The organism is Streptomyces sp. NPDC032745 (assembly GCF_055579465.1).
Map to the genome: position 1 here is coordinate 281,299 of NZ_JBVING010000004.1, position 16,905 is coordinate 298,203.

Annotated in this window: 12 protein-coding genes; 4 read left to right on the forward strand and 8 right to left on the reverse strand. The window is 72.4% G+C overall.

The window, feature by feature from the left end; translation table 11 throughout:
• Positions 1 to 62 precede the first annotated feature (62 nt).
• Complete coding sequence (locus ACZ5WG_RS12590) at positions 63 to 3,392, forward strand: S8 family serine peptidase (RefSeq protein ID WP_468722668.1); 3,330 nt, start codon at positions 63 to 65, stop codon at positions 3,390 to 3,392.
• 103 nt (positions 3,393 to 3,495) lie between these two features.
• On the opposite strand, the gene ACZ5WG_RS12595 is transcribed toward ACZ5WG_RS12590, so the two are convergent.
• Complete coding sequence (locus ACZ5WG_RS12595) at positions 3,496 to 4,989, reverse strand: M28 family metallopeptidase (RefSeq protein WP_468722669.1); 1,494 nt, start codon at positions 4,987 to 4,989, stop codon at positions 3,496 to 3,498.
• 250 nt (positions 4,990 to 5,239) lie between these two features.
• Here ACZ5WG_RS12595 and ACZ5WG_RS12600 point away from each other — a divergent pair, with 250 nt between their 5' ends.
• Positions 5,240 to 6,268 (forward strand): aspartate-semialdehyde dehydrogenase, encoded by a 1,029-nt coding sequence (locus tag ACZ5WG_RS12600; RefSeq protein ID WP_468722671.1) that lies wholly within the window; start codon positions 5,240 to 5,242, stop codon positions 6,266 to 6,268.
• 64 nt (positions 6,269 to 6,332) lie between these two features.
• Here ACZ5WG_RS12600 and ACZ5WG_RS12605 read toward each other — a convergent pair whose 3' ends face one another.
• Positions 6,333 to 6,854 carry a DUF1203 domain-containing protein gene (locus ACZ5WG_RS12605; RefSeq protein WP_468722672.1) on the reverse strand — a complete coding sequence of 174 codons (522 nt, stop codon included), beginning with the start codon at positions 6,852 to 6,854 and terminating at the stop codon, positions 6,333 to 6,335.
• Between the two features lie 141 nt (positions 6,855 to 6,995).
• Here ACZ5WG_RS12605 and pepN point away from each other — a divergent pair, with 141 nt between their 5' ends.
• Positions 6,996 to 9,590, forward strand: coding sequence for an aminopeptidase N (pepN, locus tag ACZ5WG_RS12610; RefSeq protein WP_468722674.1), 2,595 nt, complete (start codon positions 6,996 to 6,998; stop codon positions 9,588 to 9,590).
• Positions 9,591 to 9,721: 131 nt separating this feature from the next.
• On the opposite strand, the gene ACZ5WG_RS12615 is transcribed toward pepN, so the two are convergent.
• From ACZ5WG_RS12615 to ACZ5WG_RS12630, 4 genes are all read right to left on the reverse strand, one after another.
• A complete protein-coding gene (locus ACZ5WG_RS12615) occupies positions 9,722 to 10,621 on the reverse strand; it encodes a LysR family transcriptional regulator (RefSeq protein WP_468722675.1) in 900 nt (299 codons plus the stop codon).
• Positions 10,622 to 10,631: 10 nt separating this feature from the next.
• Positions 10,632 to 11,558: a DMT family transporter gene (locus ACZ5WG_RS12620; protein ID WP_468722676.1), complete on the reverse strand. Its 927-nt coding sequence runs from the start codon at positions 11,556 to 11,558 to the stop codon at positions 10,632 to 10,634.
• Positions 11,559 to 11,611: 53 nt separating this feature from the next.
• Entirely contained in the window at positions 11,612 to 12,556 is a 945-nt protein-coding gene (locus ACZ5WG_RS12625; RefSeq protein WP_468722677.1) for an EamA family transporter, read from the reverse strand.
• A 66-nt stretch (positions 12,557 to 12,622) separates the two neighbouring features.
• Positions 12,623 to 13,912 (reverse strand): MFS transporter, encoded by a 1,290-nt coding sequence (locus tag ACZ5WG_RS12630; RefSeq protein ID WP_468722679.1) that lies wholly within the window; start codon positions 13,910 to 13,912, stop codon positions 12,623 to 12,625.
• A gap of 110 nt (positions 13,913 to 14,022) precedes the next feature.
• On the opposite strand from ACZ5WG_RS12630, the gene ACZ5WG_RS12635 reads away from it, so the two are divergent.
• The gene (locus ACZ5WG_RS12635; protein ID WP_468722680.1) at positions 14,023 to 14,517 is read left to right on the forward strand and encodes a MarR family winged helix-turn-helix transcriptional regulator; all 495 of its coding nucleotides are present in this window, start codon (positions 14,023 to 14,025) and stop codon (positions 14,515 to 14,517) included.
• Between the two features lie 130 nt (positions 14,518 to 14,647).
• Here ACZ5WG_RS12635 and ACZ5WG_RS12640 read toward each other — a convergent pair whose 3' ends face one another.
• Together ACZ5WG_RS12640 and ACZ5WG_RS12645 are read right to left on the reverse strand one after the other, a co-directional pair.
• Positions 14,648 to 14,887 (reverse strand): hypothetical protein, encoded by a 240-nt coding sequence (locus ACZ5WG_RS12640; RefSeq protein ID WP_468722681.1) that lies wholly within the window; start codon positions 14,885 to 14,887, stop codon positions 14,648 to 14,650.
• Positions 14,888 to 14,907: 20 nt separating this feature from the next.
• A complete protein-coding gene (locus ACZ5WG_RS12645) occupies positions 14,908 to 16,902 on the reverse strand; it encodes a 4-alpha-glucanotransferase (RefSeq protein WP_468722682.1) in 1,995 nt (664 codons plus the stop codon).
• Positions 16,903 to 16,905: the final 3 nt, after the last annotated feature.

The following is a 16,905-nucleotide window of genomic DNA, read 5'->3' on the forward strand; positions in this document are numbered from 1 at the left end:
AAGCTGACCGGTCATCCGGCACCGAAATCCGGACCGTATCTTTCACTTATCCAGGGATGCTGATGACCCTCGAATCCCCCAGCTCCATATCCGGGGCCAGACGCGTTGCACGCGTCGCGGCCGCGGCCGGTCTGGTCGCCGCGCTCGCGACCGCGGGCGCGATGCCCGTGTTCGCGGCCACCGGCCCCGCGGCCGGCACCCCGGGCACCGGCCCGGCCGTCAAGTCGGCCGACCAGAAGCTCGGTTCGGCGGACGCCGAGCTGCTTCAGGAGGCCAAGGCCAAGGGTGAAGCGACCGTCACCGTCATGGTGGCCACCGCCCCCGGCCAGACCAAGCAGGTCGCCGACCAGCTCACCGCGGTCCAGGGCGCCTCGGTCGGCAAGACCGACGACAAGCTCGGCTACGTGCGGGCCACGCTGCCCACCGGCAAGGCCGAGGCCGCGCTGAAGGCGGCCGCCAAGCTGTCCTCGGTGCACGCCATGGACCTCAAGCACGAGATCCAGCTGTCGGACCCGCGCCCCGACGGCGGCAAGGAATCGAGCTCGGCGAAGAAGACCGCCTCCGAGACCTACCCGGGGCCGGACAAGAACACCCCCGCGAAGAACCCGTACAACCCGTCCTTCGAGACCGGTGCGGTGGACTTCGTCGCCAAGAACCCGCAGGCCGACGGCCGCGGCGTGACCATCGGCATCCTGGACTCGGGCGTCGACCTCGGCCACCCGGCGCTCCAGAAGACCACCACGGGCGAGCGCAAGATCGTCGACTGGGTCACCGCGACCGACCCGATCACCGACAACGACGCCACCTGGCGCGCGCAGATCACCCCGGTCACCGCCGCGGGCGGCACCTTCAGCGCGGGCGGCCAGAGCTGGAAGGCTCCGGAGGGCTCGTACCAGTGGAGCCGGTTCAGCGAGTCGATCACCGCCACCGGTGACATGAAGGGCGACGTCAACCGGGACGGGGACACCACCGACCGGTTCGGCATGCTCTACGACGCCGCCGCCGGCACCGTCCGCGTCGACACCGACCAGGACGGCGACTTCACGAACAACGAGCCGATGAAGCCGTACAAGGACGGCTACCAGATCGGCTACTTCGGCACGGACAACCCGTCGACCGACGTCGCCGAGCGCATCCCGTTCGTGATCCAGATCCGCAAGGACGTCCCGATGGACCCGCTCGGCGGGGACTGGGTCGGCAAGAAGGCCGACTTCGTCAACATCGGCATCATCGAGTCCGAGCACGGCACGCACGTCGCCGGCATCACCGCCGCCAACAGCCTCTTCGGCGGCAAGATGAACGGCGAGGCGCCCGGCGCGAAGATCGTCTCCTCGCGCGCCTGCTCCTGGTCCGGCGGCTGCACCAACGTCGCGCTGACCGAGGGCATGATCGACCTCGTCGTCAACCGCGGTGTGGACATCGTCAACATGTCCATCGGCGGCCTGCCGGCCCTGAACGACGGCAACAACGCCCGCGCCGAGCTCTACAAGAACCTCATCGACACCTACGGTGTCCAGCTCGTCATCTCGGCGGGCAACGAGGGCCCCGGTGTCAACACCATCGGCGACCCCGGTCTCGCGGACAAGGTCATCTCCGTGGGTGCCGCGGTCTCCAAGGAGACCTGGGCCGCCAACTACGGCTCCGGCGTGACCAAGAAGTACAACATGTTCCCGTTCTCCTCGCGCGGTCCGCGTGAGGACGGCGGCTTCACGCCGACCATCACCGCCCCCGGCGCCGCCATCAACACCACGCAGACCTGGCTGCCCGGCGGACCGGTGAAGGAGGCCGGCTACAACCTGCCGGCCGGTTACTCGATGCTGCAGGGCACCTCGATGTCCTCGCCGCAGGCGGCGGGCGCCAGCGCCCTGCTGATCTCGGCCGCGAAGCAGCAGCACATCGCGCTCACCCCGGCGGGCCTGCGCGTCGCGCTCACCAGCACCGCGAAGAAGATCGACGACGTCCCGGCGCACGCCCAGGGCGCGGGTCTGATCGACATCAACGGTGCGTGGGAGTCCATCCAGCGCGGTGCCAAGGCGAACGAGTTCGCCGTCAAGGCGCCGGTCGACACCGCGATCGACCAGTTCCTGAAGACCCCGGGCTTCGGCACCGGCCTCTACGACCGCGAGGGCGGCCTCAAGGTCGGCCAGAAGAAGGTCTACGACGTCGTCGTCACCCGCACCACGGGCGTCAAGTACGGCACCCGGCACAACCTGAGCTGGCGCAACAACGACGGCACGTTCAAGGTCGTCGGCGGCTACGACTACGTCACGCTGCCGCTGAACAAGCCGGTCACCATCAAGGTCGAGGCCAAGCCCACCACGGCCGGCGTCCACAGCGGCATCCTGCAGCTGGACGACGAGACCACCGAGGGCATCGACAAGCAGATCCTGACCACGGTCGTCGCCTCCACCCCGCTGGCGAAGCCGTCGTTCACGCTGTCGGACGCCTCCTCCGTGCAGCGCAACAGCCACAAGTCGTACTTCGTCACCGTCCCGCAGGGTGCGAAGTCCCTCGAGGTCGCCCTCGGCGGTCTCGCGGCGGGCAGCCAGACGCGCTTCATCTCGATCCACCCGTACGGTGTGGGCGTCGAGGACAGCGCGACCACCATGTGCTACCCGAACTACGACAACCCGGCCAACAAGTGCCGCCCCGACCTGCGCTCGTACGAGAACCCGCAGCCGGGCGTCTGGGAGATCGAGGTCGAGTCGCGCCGTACGTCGCCGCTGCTCGACAACCCGTTCAAGCTGGACGTCAGCGTCCTCGGCGCGGCCTTCGACCCGGCGGTCAAGGTCCTGCCCGAGGTGAAGCAGGGCACCCCGGCCCCGGTCCAGTGGACGATCAAGAACGACGCCGCCGCCATCTCGGGCGGCAAGCTCCAGGGCGGCCCGCTCGGCTCCGCGAAGGTCGCCAAGCCGACCATCGCGAACGGCGAGACCCAGACGAGCACCGTCACCATCGGTGAGGGCGTCTCCCGCCTGGACGTGGCCATCGGCGGTGTCTCCGACACCGGTGCCGACCTCGACCTCACCGTCCTCAAGGACGGTGTGAAGGTCGGTTCCTCCGCCGACGGCGACTCCGAGGAGGCCGTGACCCTGCTCAACCCGGCCGCCGGTACCTACACCATCCAGGTGGACGGCTACGCCGTTCCGTCCGGGTCCACCACGTTCAACTACCGCGACGTGTACTTCTCGTCCGCCCTGGGCTCCGTCCAGGTCGACGAGGGCGCCGCGGTGAACCTCGCCAACGGCGCCTCGGCGTCCGTCACGGCGAACGTCCTCGCCGCCGCTCCGGCCCCCGAGGGCCGCCAGTTCTTCGGCGAGGTCAAGCTGCTCAACGCCCGCGGCACCGCCGCCGGCACCGGCAGCGTCCAGATCGAGAAGGTCACCCCGTAGTACCACCGGATCCACGGATCCACTGATCCACGGATCCACACTGAAGGGGCGGTGCTCTGACGAGCACCGCCCCTTCGGGCTTTCCGCTCCTGCGGGCCGCGGGCTACCTGCCCAGCGAGCTCAGGTCCTGGGCATAGGTGCCGACCGCGTGGGCGATGACGTCCAGGTTGGTGTCGAAGGCCTTCAGGTCCAGGTTCTTCAGGGTGTCGCCCGCCCCGTGGTAGTTCGGGTCGTACGGGGCCCCGGCCGTGCCGCCGTAACGCAGGGCCTGCTCGGCGGTCTTGATGCCCTCGGCGCCGGTGAAGGTGCCGCCGGCCGGGATGCCGTTCGCGATGAACGGGCCGTAGTCGGAACGGCCGTCGAAGTCACTGCCCTCGTGCGGCTTGCCCTTGCGGTCGAGGAAGCCGTTGACGAGCGCCTCGATCTGCGCCGAGCCGGCCGGGCCGGCGCCTTCACCGGTCTTGTCCGAGTCGTCGCCGTCGTAGACGAACTGGACCGGGTTCGGCGAGGCGATCATGTCGAAGTTCAGGTAGAGCGCGATGTCCTTCTTCTGCTTCTGCGACAGCTGCGCCACGTAGTGCTCGGATCCCAGCAGGCCGAGCTCCTCCGCCGACCACCAGGCGAAGCGGACCTTGTTGGCGGGCCCCTTCCCCTTCTTGTTGGCGCCCTCTTCCGCGAGCTTCAGCGCCACCTCCAGCAGGCCGGCCGAGCCGGAGCCGTTGTCGTTGATGCCCGGGCCCTCGGGGACCGAGTCCAGGTGGCCGCCGACCGTGACGACACGGTCGGAGCGGCCGCCCCTGGTCTCGGCGATCACGTTGCGGGTGGTCTTCTTCACGTGCTCCTGGTCCAGGTCCAGGCGTACGGTCACCTCTCCCGCGGCCGCGGCCGCGGACAGTGCCTCGCCGTCGGCGAGGGTGATTCCGGCGCTCGGGATGATCCCCTCGGCGGGTGAGGAGAACCCGCCCCGGACCGGGGTGGTGCCGCTGTGGTTGTAGACGATCACGCCGAGCGCGCCGGCCGCGGCGGCGGCCTTCTGCTTCTCGACGAAGGTGCAGGCACCCCGCTTGACCAGGGCGATCTTCCCGGCGAAGGCCCCTCCCGGATAGTCCGCGGCGTCGCAGCCCGGGGTCTCGTCGACCCGGGCGAGGGCGATCGGGGCGGTCAGTCCGCCGGCCGGGGTCGGCTTCGTGAAGGTGAAGGCGGCGGTGGCCAGCTCCCGCGGGTCGGCGCCGAGGACGGTGGTCTTCTCCGTCTTCGTGTGCGCCTCGTGGATCTCGAAGTCCTGGTACGCGACCTGGTACCCGGCCTTCGCGAGGGTGTCGTGGACATAGGCGGCCGAGGCGGCGTGGCCGGGCGTGCCGGCGGCGCGGTTGCCGCCGTTGGCCTCGGCGATCTGCTGGAACTTCGCCAGGTGGCGGTAGGCACCGCGGGCGGTGACCTCCGCCACCAGTTCCCTGGCCAGCCTGCCCTCGTGCGGGTGGGCGGCCGCCGGGGCGGCGGTCAGCAGGACGGGTGCGGCCACGGCGGCGGCCGCGAGGGCGGCGAGCGCCGGTATGGACCGGCGGTGGTGGCGGTGGCGGTGGCGGATGGCGCGCACGGCGGTTCTCCCCGAGTTCGGTGTGCGGACGGCCCGTCCGGATACCGGACGCGACCGACCCGACCGTAACCGGCCGTGACCTGGCAAAACGGGCGCTCAGCGGGGGTGCAACACAGCCGCCACGAACGTGTCACGCGGGTTCACATCCGGGACACCGTCCGTTCCTCGGACAATGGATTGGACAAGCCTCGTGGGGTCGAACGCATGATGGCTCCACGCGCCCGCGTCGTACGTAGCAGAAGGAGTCACCGTGAGGGTCGGAATCGTCGGAGCCACCGGACAGGTCGGCGGAGTCATGCGCGGCATCCTCGCCGAGCGCAAGTTCCCGGTGGACGAGCTGCGGCTGTTCGCCTCGGCCCGTTCCGCGGGCTCGACCCTCGAGTGGGAGGGCAAGGAGATCACCATCGAGGACGCCTCCACGGCCGACTACTCCGGCCTGGACATCGTGCTCTTCTCCGCGGGCGGCTCGACGTCCAAGGCCCTCGCCGAGAAGGTCGCCTCCCAGGGTGCGGTCGTGATCGACAACTCCTCCGCGTGGCGCCGCGACCCCGACGTCCCCCTCGTCGTCTCCGAGGTGAACCCGCACGCGATCAAGAACCGCCCCAAGGGCATCATCGCGAACCCGAACTGCACCACCATGGCCGCGATGCCGGTGCTGCGCCCGCTGCACGAGGAGGCCGGGCTGACCGCCATGGTCGCCACCACCTACCAGGCCGTCTCCGGCTCGGGCCTGGCCGGTGTCGCCGAGCTCAAGGGCCAGGCCTGCGCCGTCTCCGAGGCCGCCGACCAGCTGACCTTCGACGGTGGCGCCGTGGACTTCCCGGAGCCGGCCGTCTACAAGCGCCCCATCGCGTACAACGTGGTCCCGCTCGCGGGCAACCTGGTCGACGACGGCTCCTTCGAGACCGACGAGGAGCAGAAGCTCCGCAACGAGTCCCGCAAGATCCTGGAGATCCCCGAGCTCAAGGTCTCCGGCACCTGCGTGCGCGTGCCGGTCTTCTCGGGCCACTCCCTGCAGGTCAACGCCCGCTTCGCGAGCCCGATCAGCGTGGAGCGCGCGTACGAGCTGCTGGCGGACGCCCCGGGCGTCGAGCTCTCCGAGATCCCGACCCCCCTGCAGGCGGCGGGCAAGGACGCCTCGTACGTCGGCCGCATCCGCGTCGACGAGACGGTCGAGAACGGCCTCGCGCTGTTCCTCTCGAACGACAACCTGCGCAAGGGCGCGGCCCTGAACGCGGTCCAGATCGCCGAGCTCGTCGCCGAGGAACTGCGCGGCTGAGCCTTCGGCCACGCGTGAGGGGCGGCACCGGCCGGTGCCGCCCCTCACGCGTTCCCGCCGGCCGTCAGGGCCTGCGGACCTCGAAGAGGAAGCAGCCGAACTCGGCGGCGCGGACGTGCACGAGGGCGACCTCCGGGTCGGCGAAGGCCTCGGCCAGCGCCTCCTCCAGCACCGCGTCGGGGTCCTCGCCGAGGGACAGGGCGCGGCCGCCGAGGATGCGGCCCCCGGCGTCGTAGCGGCGCGCCGTGCGCAGGGCGCCGGGGTGGGCGAAGGGGTATCCGGGGGCGTCGGCAGGGCCGCCGCAGTCGGCGGCGTGGATGAAAACCGGGCCCTGCTCGTCGTACGCGCCCGGGTCGGCGCCTGTCTCGGCGGCCCAGCGGCGCAGCGGTGCGTACGAGACGAGGGCGATCCGCTCCCCGGGGTGGCTGCGGCGCAGGCAGCAGCGCAGCGGGGCTCCGCCCTCGGGGTCCTCGTAGGGCAGGCAGGGCCGGCCGGCGTCGTCACGGACGCGCAGGCCGGCGAGGGCGGCGGGGGCGAGGGGGCGTACGGCGTGGAGCGCCGGTCGGGGCGCCGGTTGCGTGGTCATGCGGTCCAGGGTGCACGCCCGGACCCGGCGAAGCTGGCGGAAATCGGACGCCGCGTTTCGCCCGTGGATTACTCCAGGGCGCCTGGTCTGCGCCACGTGGAAGGATGGCGGGGCAACGTCACCATCGAAGGAGATGAACGCGTGCCTGGCACGAATCTGACCCGTGAAGAGGCTCAGCAGCGGGCGAAGCTGCTCAGCGTCGACTCGTACGAGATCGACCTCGACCTGAGCGGGGCGCAGGAGGGCGGCACGTACCCCTCCGTGACCACCGTGCGCTTCCAGTCCGCCGAGGCGGGCGCGGAGACCTTCATCGACCTGGTCGCTCCGGCCGTGCACGAGGTCGTCCTGAACGGCGAGCCGCTGGACGTGGCCGAGGTCTTCCGGGACTCGCGCATCGCGCTGAAGCGCCTCGCGGCCGGGGCCAACGAGCTGAAGGTCGTCGCGGACTGCGCGTACACCAACACGGGCGAGGGCCTGCACCGCTTCGTCGACCCGGTCGACCAGCAGGCCTACCTGTACACCCAGTTCGAGGTGCCGGACGCGCGTCGCGTGTTCGCCAGCTTCGAGCAGCCCGACCTGAAGGCGACGTTCCAGTTCACCGTGACGGCCCCCGAGGGCTGGACGGTCATCTCGAACTCCCCGCGGGACATTCCTGAGGGGGCCGAGGCTGCGGACGTCAAGGACAACGTCTGGCGCTTCGAGCCGACGCCGCGCATCTCCACGTACATCACGGCGCTGATCGTCGGCCCGTACCACGCGGTGCACAGCTCGTACGAGGGCCCGAACGGCCAGTCGGTGCCGCTCGGCATCTACTGCCGGCCGTCGCTCGCCGAGTTCCTGGACGCCGACGCGATCTTCGCAGTCACGCGTCAGGGCTTCGACTGGTTCCAGGAGAAGTTCGCGTACGACTACCCGTTCGCCAAGTACGACCAGCTCTTCGTTCCCGAGTTCAACGCGGGTGCGATGGAGAACGCGGGCGCGGTCACCATTCGCGACCAGTACGTCTTCCGCTCGAAGGTGACGGACGCGGCGTACGAGGCCCGCGCCGAGACGATCCTCCACGAGCTCGCGCACATGTGGTTCGGCGACCTGGTCACCATGGAGTGGTGGAACGACCTGTGGCTGAACGAGTCGTTCGCGACGTACACCTCGATCGCCTGCCAGGCGTACGCCGAGGGCACGAAGTGGCCGCACGCGTGGACCAGCTTCGCCAACTCGATGAAGACCTGGGCGTACCGGCAGGACCAGCTGCCGTCCACGCACCCGATCATGGCCGACATCCGTGACCTGGACGACGTCCTGGTCAACTTCGACGGCATCACGTACGCCAAGGGCGCCTCGGTGCTCAAGCAGCTCGTCGCCTACGTGGGCACGGAGGCCTTCTTCAAGGGCGTGCAGGCGTACTTCAAGGCGCACGCGTTCGGGAACACGCGCCTGTCGGACCTGCTGGGCGCCCTCGAGGAGACCTCGGGCCGCGACCTGACCACCTGGTCGAAGGCATGGCTGGAGACGGCCGGCATCAACATCCTGCGCCCCGCGATCGAGACGGACGCGGCCGGGAACATCACCGCGTTCGCCGTGCGCCAGGAGGCCCCGGCGCTGCCCGCGGGCGCGAAGGGCGAGCCGACGCTCCGGCCGCACCGGATCGCGATCGGCCTGTACGACCTGGACGGCGGCAAGCTCGTCCGTACGGACCGGATCGAGCTGGACATCGACGGCGAGCTGACGGAGGTGCCGGAGCTGGTCGGCCGGGCCCGTCCGGCGGTCGTCCTGCTGAACGACGACGACCTGTCGTACGCCAAGGTCCGCCTGGACGAGGTCTCCCTCGCCAACGTCACCGCGCACCTGGGCGACTTCACCGAGTCGCTGCCGCGGGCGCTGTGCTGGGCCTCGGCGTGGGACATGACCCGCGACGGCGAACTGGCCACGCGCGACTACCTCGCCCTCGTCCTGTCGGGCATCGGCAAGGAGTCGGACATCGGCGTCGTCCAGTCGCTGCACCGGCAGGTGAAGCTGGCCGTCGACCTGTACGCCGACCCGGCGTGGCGGGAGCAGGGCCTGGCGACCTGGACCGAGGCGACCCTGGAGCACCTGCGCGGCGCCGAGCCGGGCAGCGACCACCAGCTGGCGTGGGCCCGCGCGTTCGCGGCCACGGCCCGCACCGAGGGGCAGCTGACCTACCTGTCCGCGCTGCTGGACGGTGCGGCGGAGGTCGAGGGCCTGGTCGTCGACACCGAGCTGCGGTGGGCGTTCCTGGAGCGCCTGGTCGCCACGGGTGTCCTGGACGAGCCGGCCATCGCGGCGGAGCTGGAGCGCGACCGCACGGCGGCGGGCGAGCGCCATGCGGCCACCGCGCGGGCCGCGCGTCCGACGGCGGAGGCCAAGGCCGAGGCGTGGGCCTCGGTCGTGGACTCGGCGGACCTGCCGAACGCGGTGCAGGAGGCCGTGATCGGCGGCTTCGTCCAGACCGACCAGCGTGAGCTGCTGGCCCCGTACACCGAGAAGTACTTCGCGGTGATCAAGGGGATCTGGGAGAACCGCAGCCACGAGATCGCCCAGCAGATCGCGGTGGGCCTGTACCCGTCGCTGCAGGTCTCCCCGGAGACCCTGGCGGCGACGGACGCCTGGCTGGCCTCGGCGGAGCCGAACGCGGCCCTGCGCCGCCTGGTCTCGGAGTCCCGCTCGGGCGTGGAACGCGCCCTGAAGGCCCAGTCCGCAGACGCGGCCTCTGCCTGACCGCACCCCCTGAAGGGCCCGGCCGAGCACGTTCGGCCGGGCCGGGACCGGGCCGGGACCGGGCCGGGACCGGGCCGGGACCGGGCCGGGACCGGGCCGGGACCGGGCCGGGACCGGGCCGGGACCGGGCCCTAGCGGGCCGCGGCGGCTTCGCGGAGGGCGGCCAGTGCATGCGCCACCGCCGGCGCGGATTCCGAGCCCCGGCGGGTGGCCGCGATGACGTGCCGGGTCGGGCGGTCGTGGGTCAGGACCCGCACCGTCACCCCCGAGGCCCGGCTCGACACCATGCGCGGGACCAGCGCCACGCCCATCCCGGCCGCCACCATCGCCAGGATCGCGGTCCAGCCGGATGCCGAGTGCGCCTGCTCCGGGACGAAGCCGGCCGCCTCGCAGGCGTTGCGGGCGATCTCCTGCCACGGCCCGCTGCCCCCGTAGATCCACGGATCGCCGGACAGGTCCGCCAGCCGCAGGACCGGCACCGACGCCAGCGGATGCCCGGGCGGGAGCGCCACGTCGAGCGGGTCCTCCATCAGCGTCAGCCGGGTGAACCGCGGGTCCCGGGCGGTCGGGGCGTGCGCCGCCAGCGAGAGGGCCAGGTCGACCGCCCCGGCCGACAGCAGCTCGTACGACTCCGCCGCCTCGGTCTCCCGTACCCGTACCTCCACCCCCGGGTGGCTCCGCCGCAGCGCCGCCACCGCCGGGACCACCAGCACCGGCACGGCCGTGGAGAACGCCCCGATCCGGACCTCCCCCGCATCCCCCGCCAGGTACCCGGCCAGCTCGGCGTCCGCCCGCTCCAGCTGCGCGAACACCGCCTCCGCATGCCGCAGTACGAGGTGGGCGGCATCCGTGAGCCGGACCCGGCGCCCCTGCGCCTCCAGCAGCGGAACCCCCAACTGCCGTGCGAGATTGGTCAGCTGCTGCGAAACGGCCGAGGGCGTCATGTGCAGCGCCTCGGCCGTCGCGGTCACGGTCCCCCGGTCGGCGAGGGTCCGCAGGATCCGCAGCTTCTTGATGTCCCACTCGGTCATGGGACCGAACCTACCGCCGCGCGCCCAGGCCCACGCCGCCCAGGATCAGCGCCATGCAGAGCAGCTGCGCCGGGCCCGTCCGCTCGTCCAGCAGCAGGAGGCCGAGGCCGGCGACGCACACCGGCTGGAGGTAGTAGACGACTCCCGCCCGGGCCGCGCCGATGAGCGAGACGGCCTTGTTCCAGGCGAAGAAGGCGACCGCGGAGGACATGACGCCGACGTAGAGCAGCATGCCGCCGGTGCCCGCGGTGACCTCGAAGCCGCCCTGGACGGTGACGGACACGGCGTACGCGGGGGCCAGCATCAGCGCGCCGAGCACGAAGGTGGTGATCAGGAAGGCCGGTCCGCCGAGTTCGGCGGGCTTGCGCTTGAGCAACGCGCTGTACGTGGCGAACGACAGGGCGGCGGCGAACATCCACAGGTCACCGGCCCCGAAGTCGAAGCCGAGCGAGCCGTCCCCGACGAGCAGCAGCACACCGAACGCGGCGAGCAGCAGCCCGAAGGTGCGCCGGGCGCCGAGCCGTTCGCCGCCGAGGCGGGCGTACAGCGCCATGACGACCGGCGAGGCGGCCATGATCATGCCCATGTTGGACGCGGAGGTCGTCAGTCCGGCCTGGTGCACGAGCGTGTTGTACAGGGCGACGCCGAACAGCGAGGCGAGGGCGATGAAGCCGAGGTGCTTGCGGATCAGCTCCCGCTGCTGCCAGGCCTGCCGGGCCGCGAAGGGGGCGACGGCGAGGGTGGCGATGATCCAGCGCCAGAACACGGCCTGGACGGGCGGGACGGCGTCGGCCATCCCCCGGGTTGCGACGAAGCTGCCGGACCAGACGACCGTGGCGACCAGGGCGAGGAGTACGCCGAGTCCGGCGGACCCCTTCTTCACCTGGATGCCCGGCTTGTGCTGCGCAACGGTACGGACCCGGTCCATCACGGCCACGGTGTATCTCCCCCTCGGGTGCTGGTCCGACGGTCTGTCCGTCCGACGCGGGTCTACCGTCGCACCGGGCCATCCGTCAGGTCCATCGAAATGTTTCGATCATTCTCTTCAGCAGAACTGAACGATTCACCCGAGGCGGGGGCGGAGGCAGCGGCGAACAGCTGGCCCGCGACGGTGGCGCCGAAGGCGATCCCCATGCCCACCAGTTGGACGGGCGACAGCGCCTGCCCGAGGGCCGCCCAGCCGATGACGGCAGCGCTGAGCGGGGAGAGCGGGCCGAGCAGGGTGACCGAGGTGGCGGTGAGCCGGCCGATGCCGCGGAACCAGAGCCAGTACGCGATACCGGTGTTGATCAGCATCATGTAGCCGTAGCCGAGGAGGGCGTTGCCGTCGAGCGCGGGCGGCGCCCCCTCGACGAGGGCCGCGACGGGGATGATGACCAGCCCGCCCGCGGTGAGCTGCCAGCCGGCCACGGCCAGCGGGCCGACCCCGTCCGGGCGCCCCCAGCGCTTGGTCATCACCGTGCCCGCGGCCATGGAGGCGGAGGAGACGACACCGGCGACGATGCCGACGAGGTCCAGCCGCGCCTCGGCGGTCAGGACGACCATGCTCACGCCGAACGCCCCCGCGACGGCGGCGAGGACGGTCCGCAGCCGCGCCCGCTCCCCCAGGACGAGGGCGGCGAGTCCGACGACGAACAGCGGGCCGGCGGAGCCGAGCACGGCCGCCACCCCGCCGGGCAGCCGGTACGCGGAGAGGAACAGCAGCGGGAAGAAGGCGCCGATGTTGAGCGTGCCCAGGACGGCGGACTTCCACCACCACTGCCCGCTCGGGAGTCTGCGGGACAGGGCCGTGAGCAGCAGTCCGGCGGGCAGGGCCCGCATCACCGCGGTGAACAGGGGCCTGTCGGGCGGGAGCAGTTCGGTGGTCACGGCGTACGTCGAGCCCCAGGAGATCGGAGCGAGGGCGGTCAGGGCAACGGTGGCGAGACGGTTCATGACAGGGGACTCCTCGGGCGGGTGAGGAACTCGGAAGGGAGCGGAGCCGGTCCACCGGCAGGCGGCTCAGGCAGCCGGGGCCTGCGTCCGGACGGCCGGGGTCCGCGCCCCGGCGGCGGTCACCACGACCGGCGGCTCCGCGTACACGGCCTCGATCGGCAGCCGCCGCTCCAGCCGGACCAGCGCCAGGGCGGCGCCGCCCGCGGCGGCGGCGAGGACGGCCCAGGGCAGGCGGCCGTCGACGGAGAGCAGGGCGGTGAAGAGGGACGGGGCCAGCGCGGTGGCCAGCGAGTAGGACAGCTGGTAGGTGGCCAGGTAGCGGCCGCGTACGGCGTCCGGCGCGGCGGAGACGGACAGGGCCCCGCCGGACGGGCTGTGCACGAGCTCGCCGAGCGTGTAGACGACGACGATGGCCAGCAGGGCGACCAGGGTCGCGGTCCGCCCGGGGCGCAGGGTGCCGAGCACGATCTGCCCGACGAAGGCGGCGGCGAAGAGCAGTGCGCCGAGGGCGGCCGAGCGGGTGCGGCGGGCCCCCGAGCGGCGGACCCGGCTCGCGACGAGCACGCCGATCCCGGCGCACAGGGCGGTGTTGACGGTGAACGCGGCTCCGGTGAGGGAGTCGGGCCCGTGCAGCCAGGTGGCGATGTAGAGCGGGAAGAGCACGGACAGGGCCGCGTAGCCCAGTGCGGTCAGGAAGTTGGCGGCGGTCAGCGCGAGGAAGGGCCGGTCGCGCAGGACCATCCGGTACCCGGCGGGCGGCCGCTCGACGGCGGCCTCCCGCCCGCCCTGCACCGGGCGGACCCGGCGCACGAGCAGTCCGGCGAGCGCGAAGGCGAGCGCATTGCCCCAGGCGGTGTACGTGAAGGCGGCGGTCCCCCACAGCGCCAGCACTGCGGAGACGATGAGGGCCCCGGCGCCCATCCCGGCGTTCTGCAGGGCTCGGAGGGAGGCCTGGAGCCGGTCCCGGTCGGCGCCGCGCGCCACCTCCCCGATCAGGGACTGCTGGACGGCGGGGAAGGAGCGGTCGGCCAGGGCGGTGACGAGCGCGACGGCGGCGAAGGCGGGCAGCGAGCCGGCGAACGGGTAGAGCGCGAAGCCGAGCGCCCGCAGCGCGTAGAGGGCCAGGACGATCCGCCGGGCGCCGAACCGGTCGACGGCCGAGCCGGCCAGCGGCATGAACGCCAGTCCGGCGAGGCCGGTTGCGGTCATGACCGCGCCGACGAGGGCGAAGGAGAGGCCGGTGACGTGGTGGAAGAAGACGAGCGAGAAGGGGACGTACATGCCGATCCCGACCGCGCTGACACCGGCGCCGACGAGCAGCGACTGCTCCCCCGCCACCCTTGCTTCCTTGGCCATGGCCACGGCTCCTCCCCCAAGTAGATTGCTAGAAAGTAGCTTACTCCTAAGCTACTTTCCGTCAAGCAACTTTCTTGCGAACGATCGGAGGAAGGCCGGATACTGCGCGCATGACCGAGGCCAACAAGGACGCCGTCGACGCGATCATCGACCAGTGGGCTGCAGTACGGCCCGACCTGGAAACCGCCCCCATGGCCGTCTTCGGCCGCATCTACCGGATCGCGCGGGCCATGGGTGATGCGATGGAGAAGGCCTACGGCCGCTACGGGATCTCGCGCGGCGAGTTCGACGTCGTCGCCACGCTGCGCCGCTCGGGCGCCCCGTACACGCTCTCGCCGCGCCAGCTGTCGGCCACGCTCATGCTCACGACGGGCGGCATGACCGGGCGCCTGGACAAGCTGGAGAAGGCCGGCCTGCTCTGCCGCAAGCCCGATCCGCACGACCGGCGGGGACTGCAGGTGACGATCACCGACCGCGGGCTCGCCCTCATCGACGAGGCCGTCGCCGCCGGCCTGGAGGTGCAGCGCGCCGCACTCACCGGGCTCGACGACGAGGAGGTCGCCGTCCTCACCGGCCTGCTCCGCAAACTGCTGGCCGGCATCTAGCGGGCGCCGCGGGCGCCCGGAACGCACAACGGGGCGCCGGGTGTCCGCACCGGAGCCGAAACGGCATCGGCCTGCGGACCCCCGGCGCCCCGGAAGTCTGACGGGTACTGACCCCGCGGGGTCAGCGTGCTCAGCTGCTGTGCTGCGGCCTGTCCGACTTGTCCAGGACCATCACGAGACCCGTGATGATCAGGAACAGCACGATCGGCGTGGCCACGTACAGGCCGAGGGTCTGGGCAATGCTCAGGCCCTGGCCCGGGTCGTCGCCGTCGTCGCGGGTCACCGCGAGCGCGGGAGACGTCATCAGCAGCATCATCAGCGTCGATCCGGCCGTGACGGCGCCGGCGCGCAGAGCGTTCTTCTTGTCCACGGTGCAAACGTAGCGAACACCTAAACGAGGCGCGCGCCCGGGGGTGCCGTACGGGCACACGCCCCCTCCCGCACCGCGCCCAGCAGGGCGTTCGCCCGGGGCGAGGCGGCCAGCGCCTCCAGGGTCAGCGGCCGTCCCGCCGCGTCGGCGACCGGCAGCCGCCAATTGGGGTACTGGTCCCAGGTACCCGGCAGGTTCTGCGGCCGCCGGTCCCCGACCGCGTCCGGCAGCCATACGCCGACCAGCCGGGCGGGGGTGCGCAGCAGGAAGCCGTACAGGGCGCGTACGGCGGCCTCCTCGCCCTTGGTGTCCAGGCCGAGCCGCTCCAGTACGTCCAGCCACCGGGCGGTGTCCGCGGCGTCCTCGGCGCGCTCCTGCTCCAGCGGGCGGGTCAGCAGGCCGAGCCGGTCGCGCAGTTCCACGTGCCCTCCGGCCAGCTTGGCGGCCGTGGGCGGCAGGTCGTGCGTGGTGGCGGTGGCCAGGCAGTCGGCCCGCCAGGCCCCGGGGGCGAGCGGCTGCCCGTCGCCCGCCCAGTCCCGTTCGAACCAGAGCACGGAGGTACCGAGCACCCCGCGCCGGGCCAGCGCCCGGCGGACCCGCGGCTCCACCGTCCCGAGGTCCTCGCCGATGACCAGGGCCCCGGCCCGGTGGGCCTCGAGCACCAGGACCGCGAGCATCGCCTCGCCGTCGTACGAGACGTACGCGCCGTCGGCGGGCGGGGCGCCCTCCGGGATCCACCAGAGCCGGAACAGGCCCATGACGTGGTCGATGCGCAGGGCGCCGGCGTAGCGGAACACCCCGCGCAGCAGGGCCCGGAACGACGCGTACCCGGTGGCCTCCAGCCGGTCGGGCCGCCATGGCGGCAGCCCCCAGTCCTGGCCGCGCGCGTTGAAGGCGTCCGGCGGGGCACCGACGCAGACGCCCCTCGCGTAGAGGGGCGGGCCGGCGGTGTCCGAGCCGTTCGGGTGCACGCCGACGGCCAGGTCGTGCACGATGCCGACCGCCATCCCGGCCTCGCGGGCGGCGCTCTGGGCGGCGGCGAGCTGGGTGTCCGTCAGCCAGACCAGCCAGCGGTGGAAGTCGGCCCCGCTCGTCGGGTCGTCGCCGGCGTGCCCGGCGCACCACGCGGCGTGCCGGTCCAGCGCCTCGCCCTGCTCGGCGCAGAACTCCCGGTAGGCGGACTCGCGTTCGGTCGTGCGCGGGACCGTGTAGAGCAGTTCCAGGGCGGCGCGCTTGAGGGCCCAGACGGCGTCCCGGTCGATCAGCGCCCCCTTCTCCAGGACCTCGCGGCGCAGCTCCCCGCCCCGGGCGGCGAGTTCGGCGAGGGCGCCCGCATCGGGGCAGTCGGCGTACTCGGGGACGTCCTCGATCCGCAGGTGCACCGGGTCGGGGAAGCGGCGCGTGGAGGGCCGGTACGGGGAGGGGTCCGTCGGGGTCCCGGGTACGGCCGCGTGCAGCGGGTTGACCTGGATGAACCCGACTCCGTGGGTCCGGCCGGCCCAGCGGGCGAGCGCGGCCAGGTCGCCGAGGTCCCCCATGCCCCAGGAGTGCTCGGAGAGCAGGGAGTACAGCTGGACGAGCAGCCCGTGGGCCCGTTCGGGCGCGGCCGGGGCCCGCTCCGGGGCCACGATGAGGGTGGCGGCCCCGGTACGGCCGTCGGGGGTCTCGGCGGTGAGCCGGTGCACACCGAGCGGCAGTCCGGGGCCCCAGGCGAGTTCCCCGCCCGTCTCCTCGGCGACGACCCGCAGCCGGGTGCCCGGCGGCAGCCCGGCGGGCTCCGGCGGCACGGGTTCCCCCTGCCAGAGCACCACCGTCCGCGGCAGCAGCCGCTCGGCCGCCTCCCGTACGGCGTCCTCGGCGCGCACCCGGACGTCCTCGGCGTCGTCGGCGACGACCCCCAGCAGCCCGAGGAGCGCCTTGACGGTGGCCTCCGGGACCCGGACGGTGACGTCCTCGGCGGGCCGGTAGGTGGTGGCGATGCCGTGCAGGTCCGCGAGCCGGGCGAGGTCGTCCATGTG

What these genes read in the sequence shown, in the direction of transcription:
- ACZ5WG_RS12590 (WP_468722668.1), top strand. Translation starts at nt 63, where the DNA reads ATGACCCTCGAATCCCCCAGCTCCATATCCGGGGCCAGACGCGTTGCA.
- ACZ5WG_RS12605 (WP_468722672.1), bottom strand. Translation starts at nt 6,854, where the DNA reads ATGACCACGCAACCGGCGCCCCGACCGGCGCTCCACGCCGTACGCCCC.
- ACZ5WG_RS12615 (WP_468722675.1), bottom strand. Translation starts at nt 10,621, where the DNA reads ATGACCGAGTGGGACATCAAGAAGCTGCGGATCCTGCGGACCCTCGCC.
- ACZ5WG_RS12625 (WP_468722677.1), bottom strand. Translation starts at nt 12,556, where the DNA reads ATGAACCGTCTCGCCACCGTTGCCCTGACCGCCCTCGCTCCGATCTCC.
- ACZ5WG_RS12630 (WP_468722679.1), bottom strand. Translation starts at nt 13,912, where the DNA reads ATGGCCAAGGAAGCAAGGGTGGCGGGGGAGCAGTCGCTGCTCGTCGGC.
- ACZ5WG_RS12635 (WP_468722680.1), top strand. Translation starts at nt 14,023, where the DNA reads ATGACCGAGGCCAACAAGGACGCCGTCGACGCGATCATCGACCAGTGG.
- ACZ5WG_RS12645 (WP_468722682.1), bottom strand. Translation starts at nt 16,902, where the DNA reads ATGGACGACCTCGCCCGGCTCGCGGACCTGCACGGCATCGCCACCACC.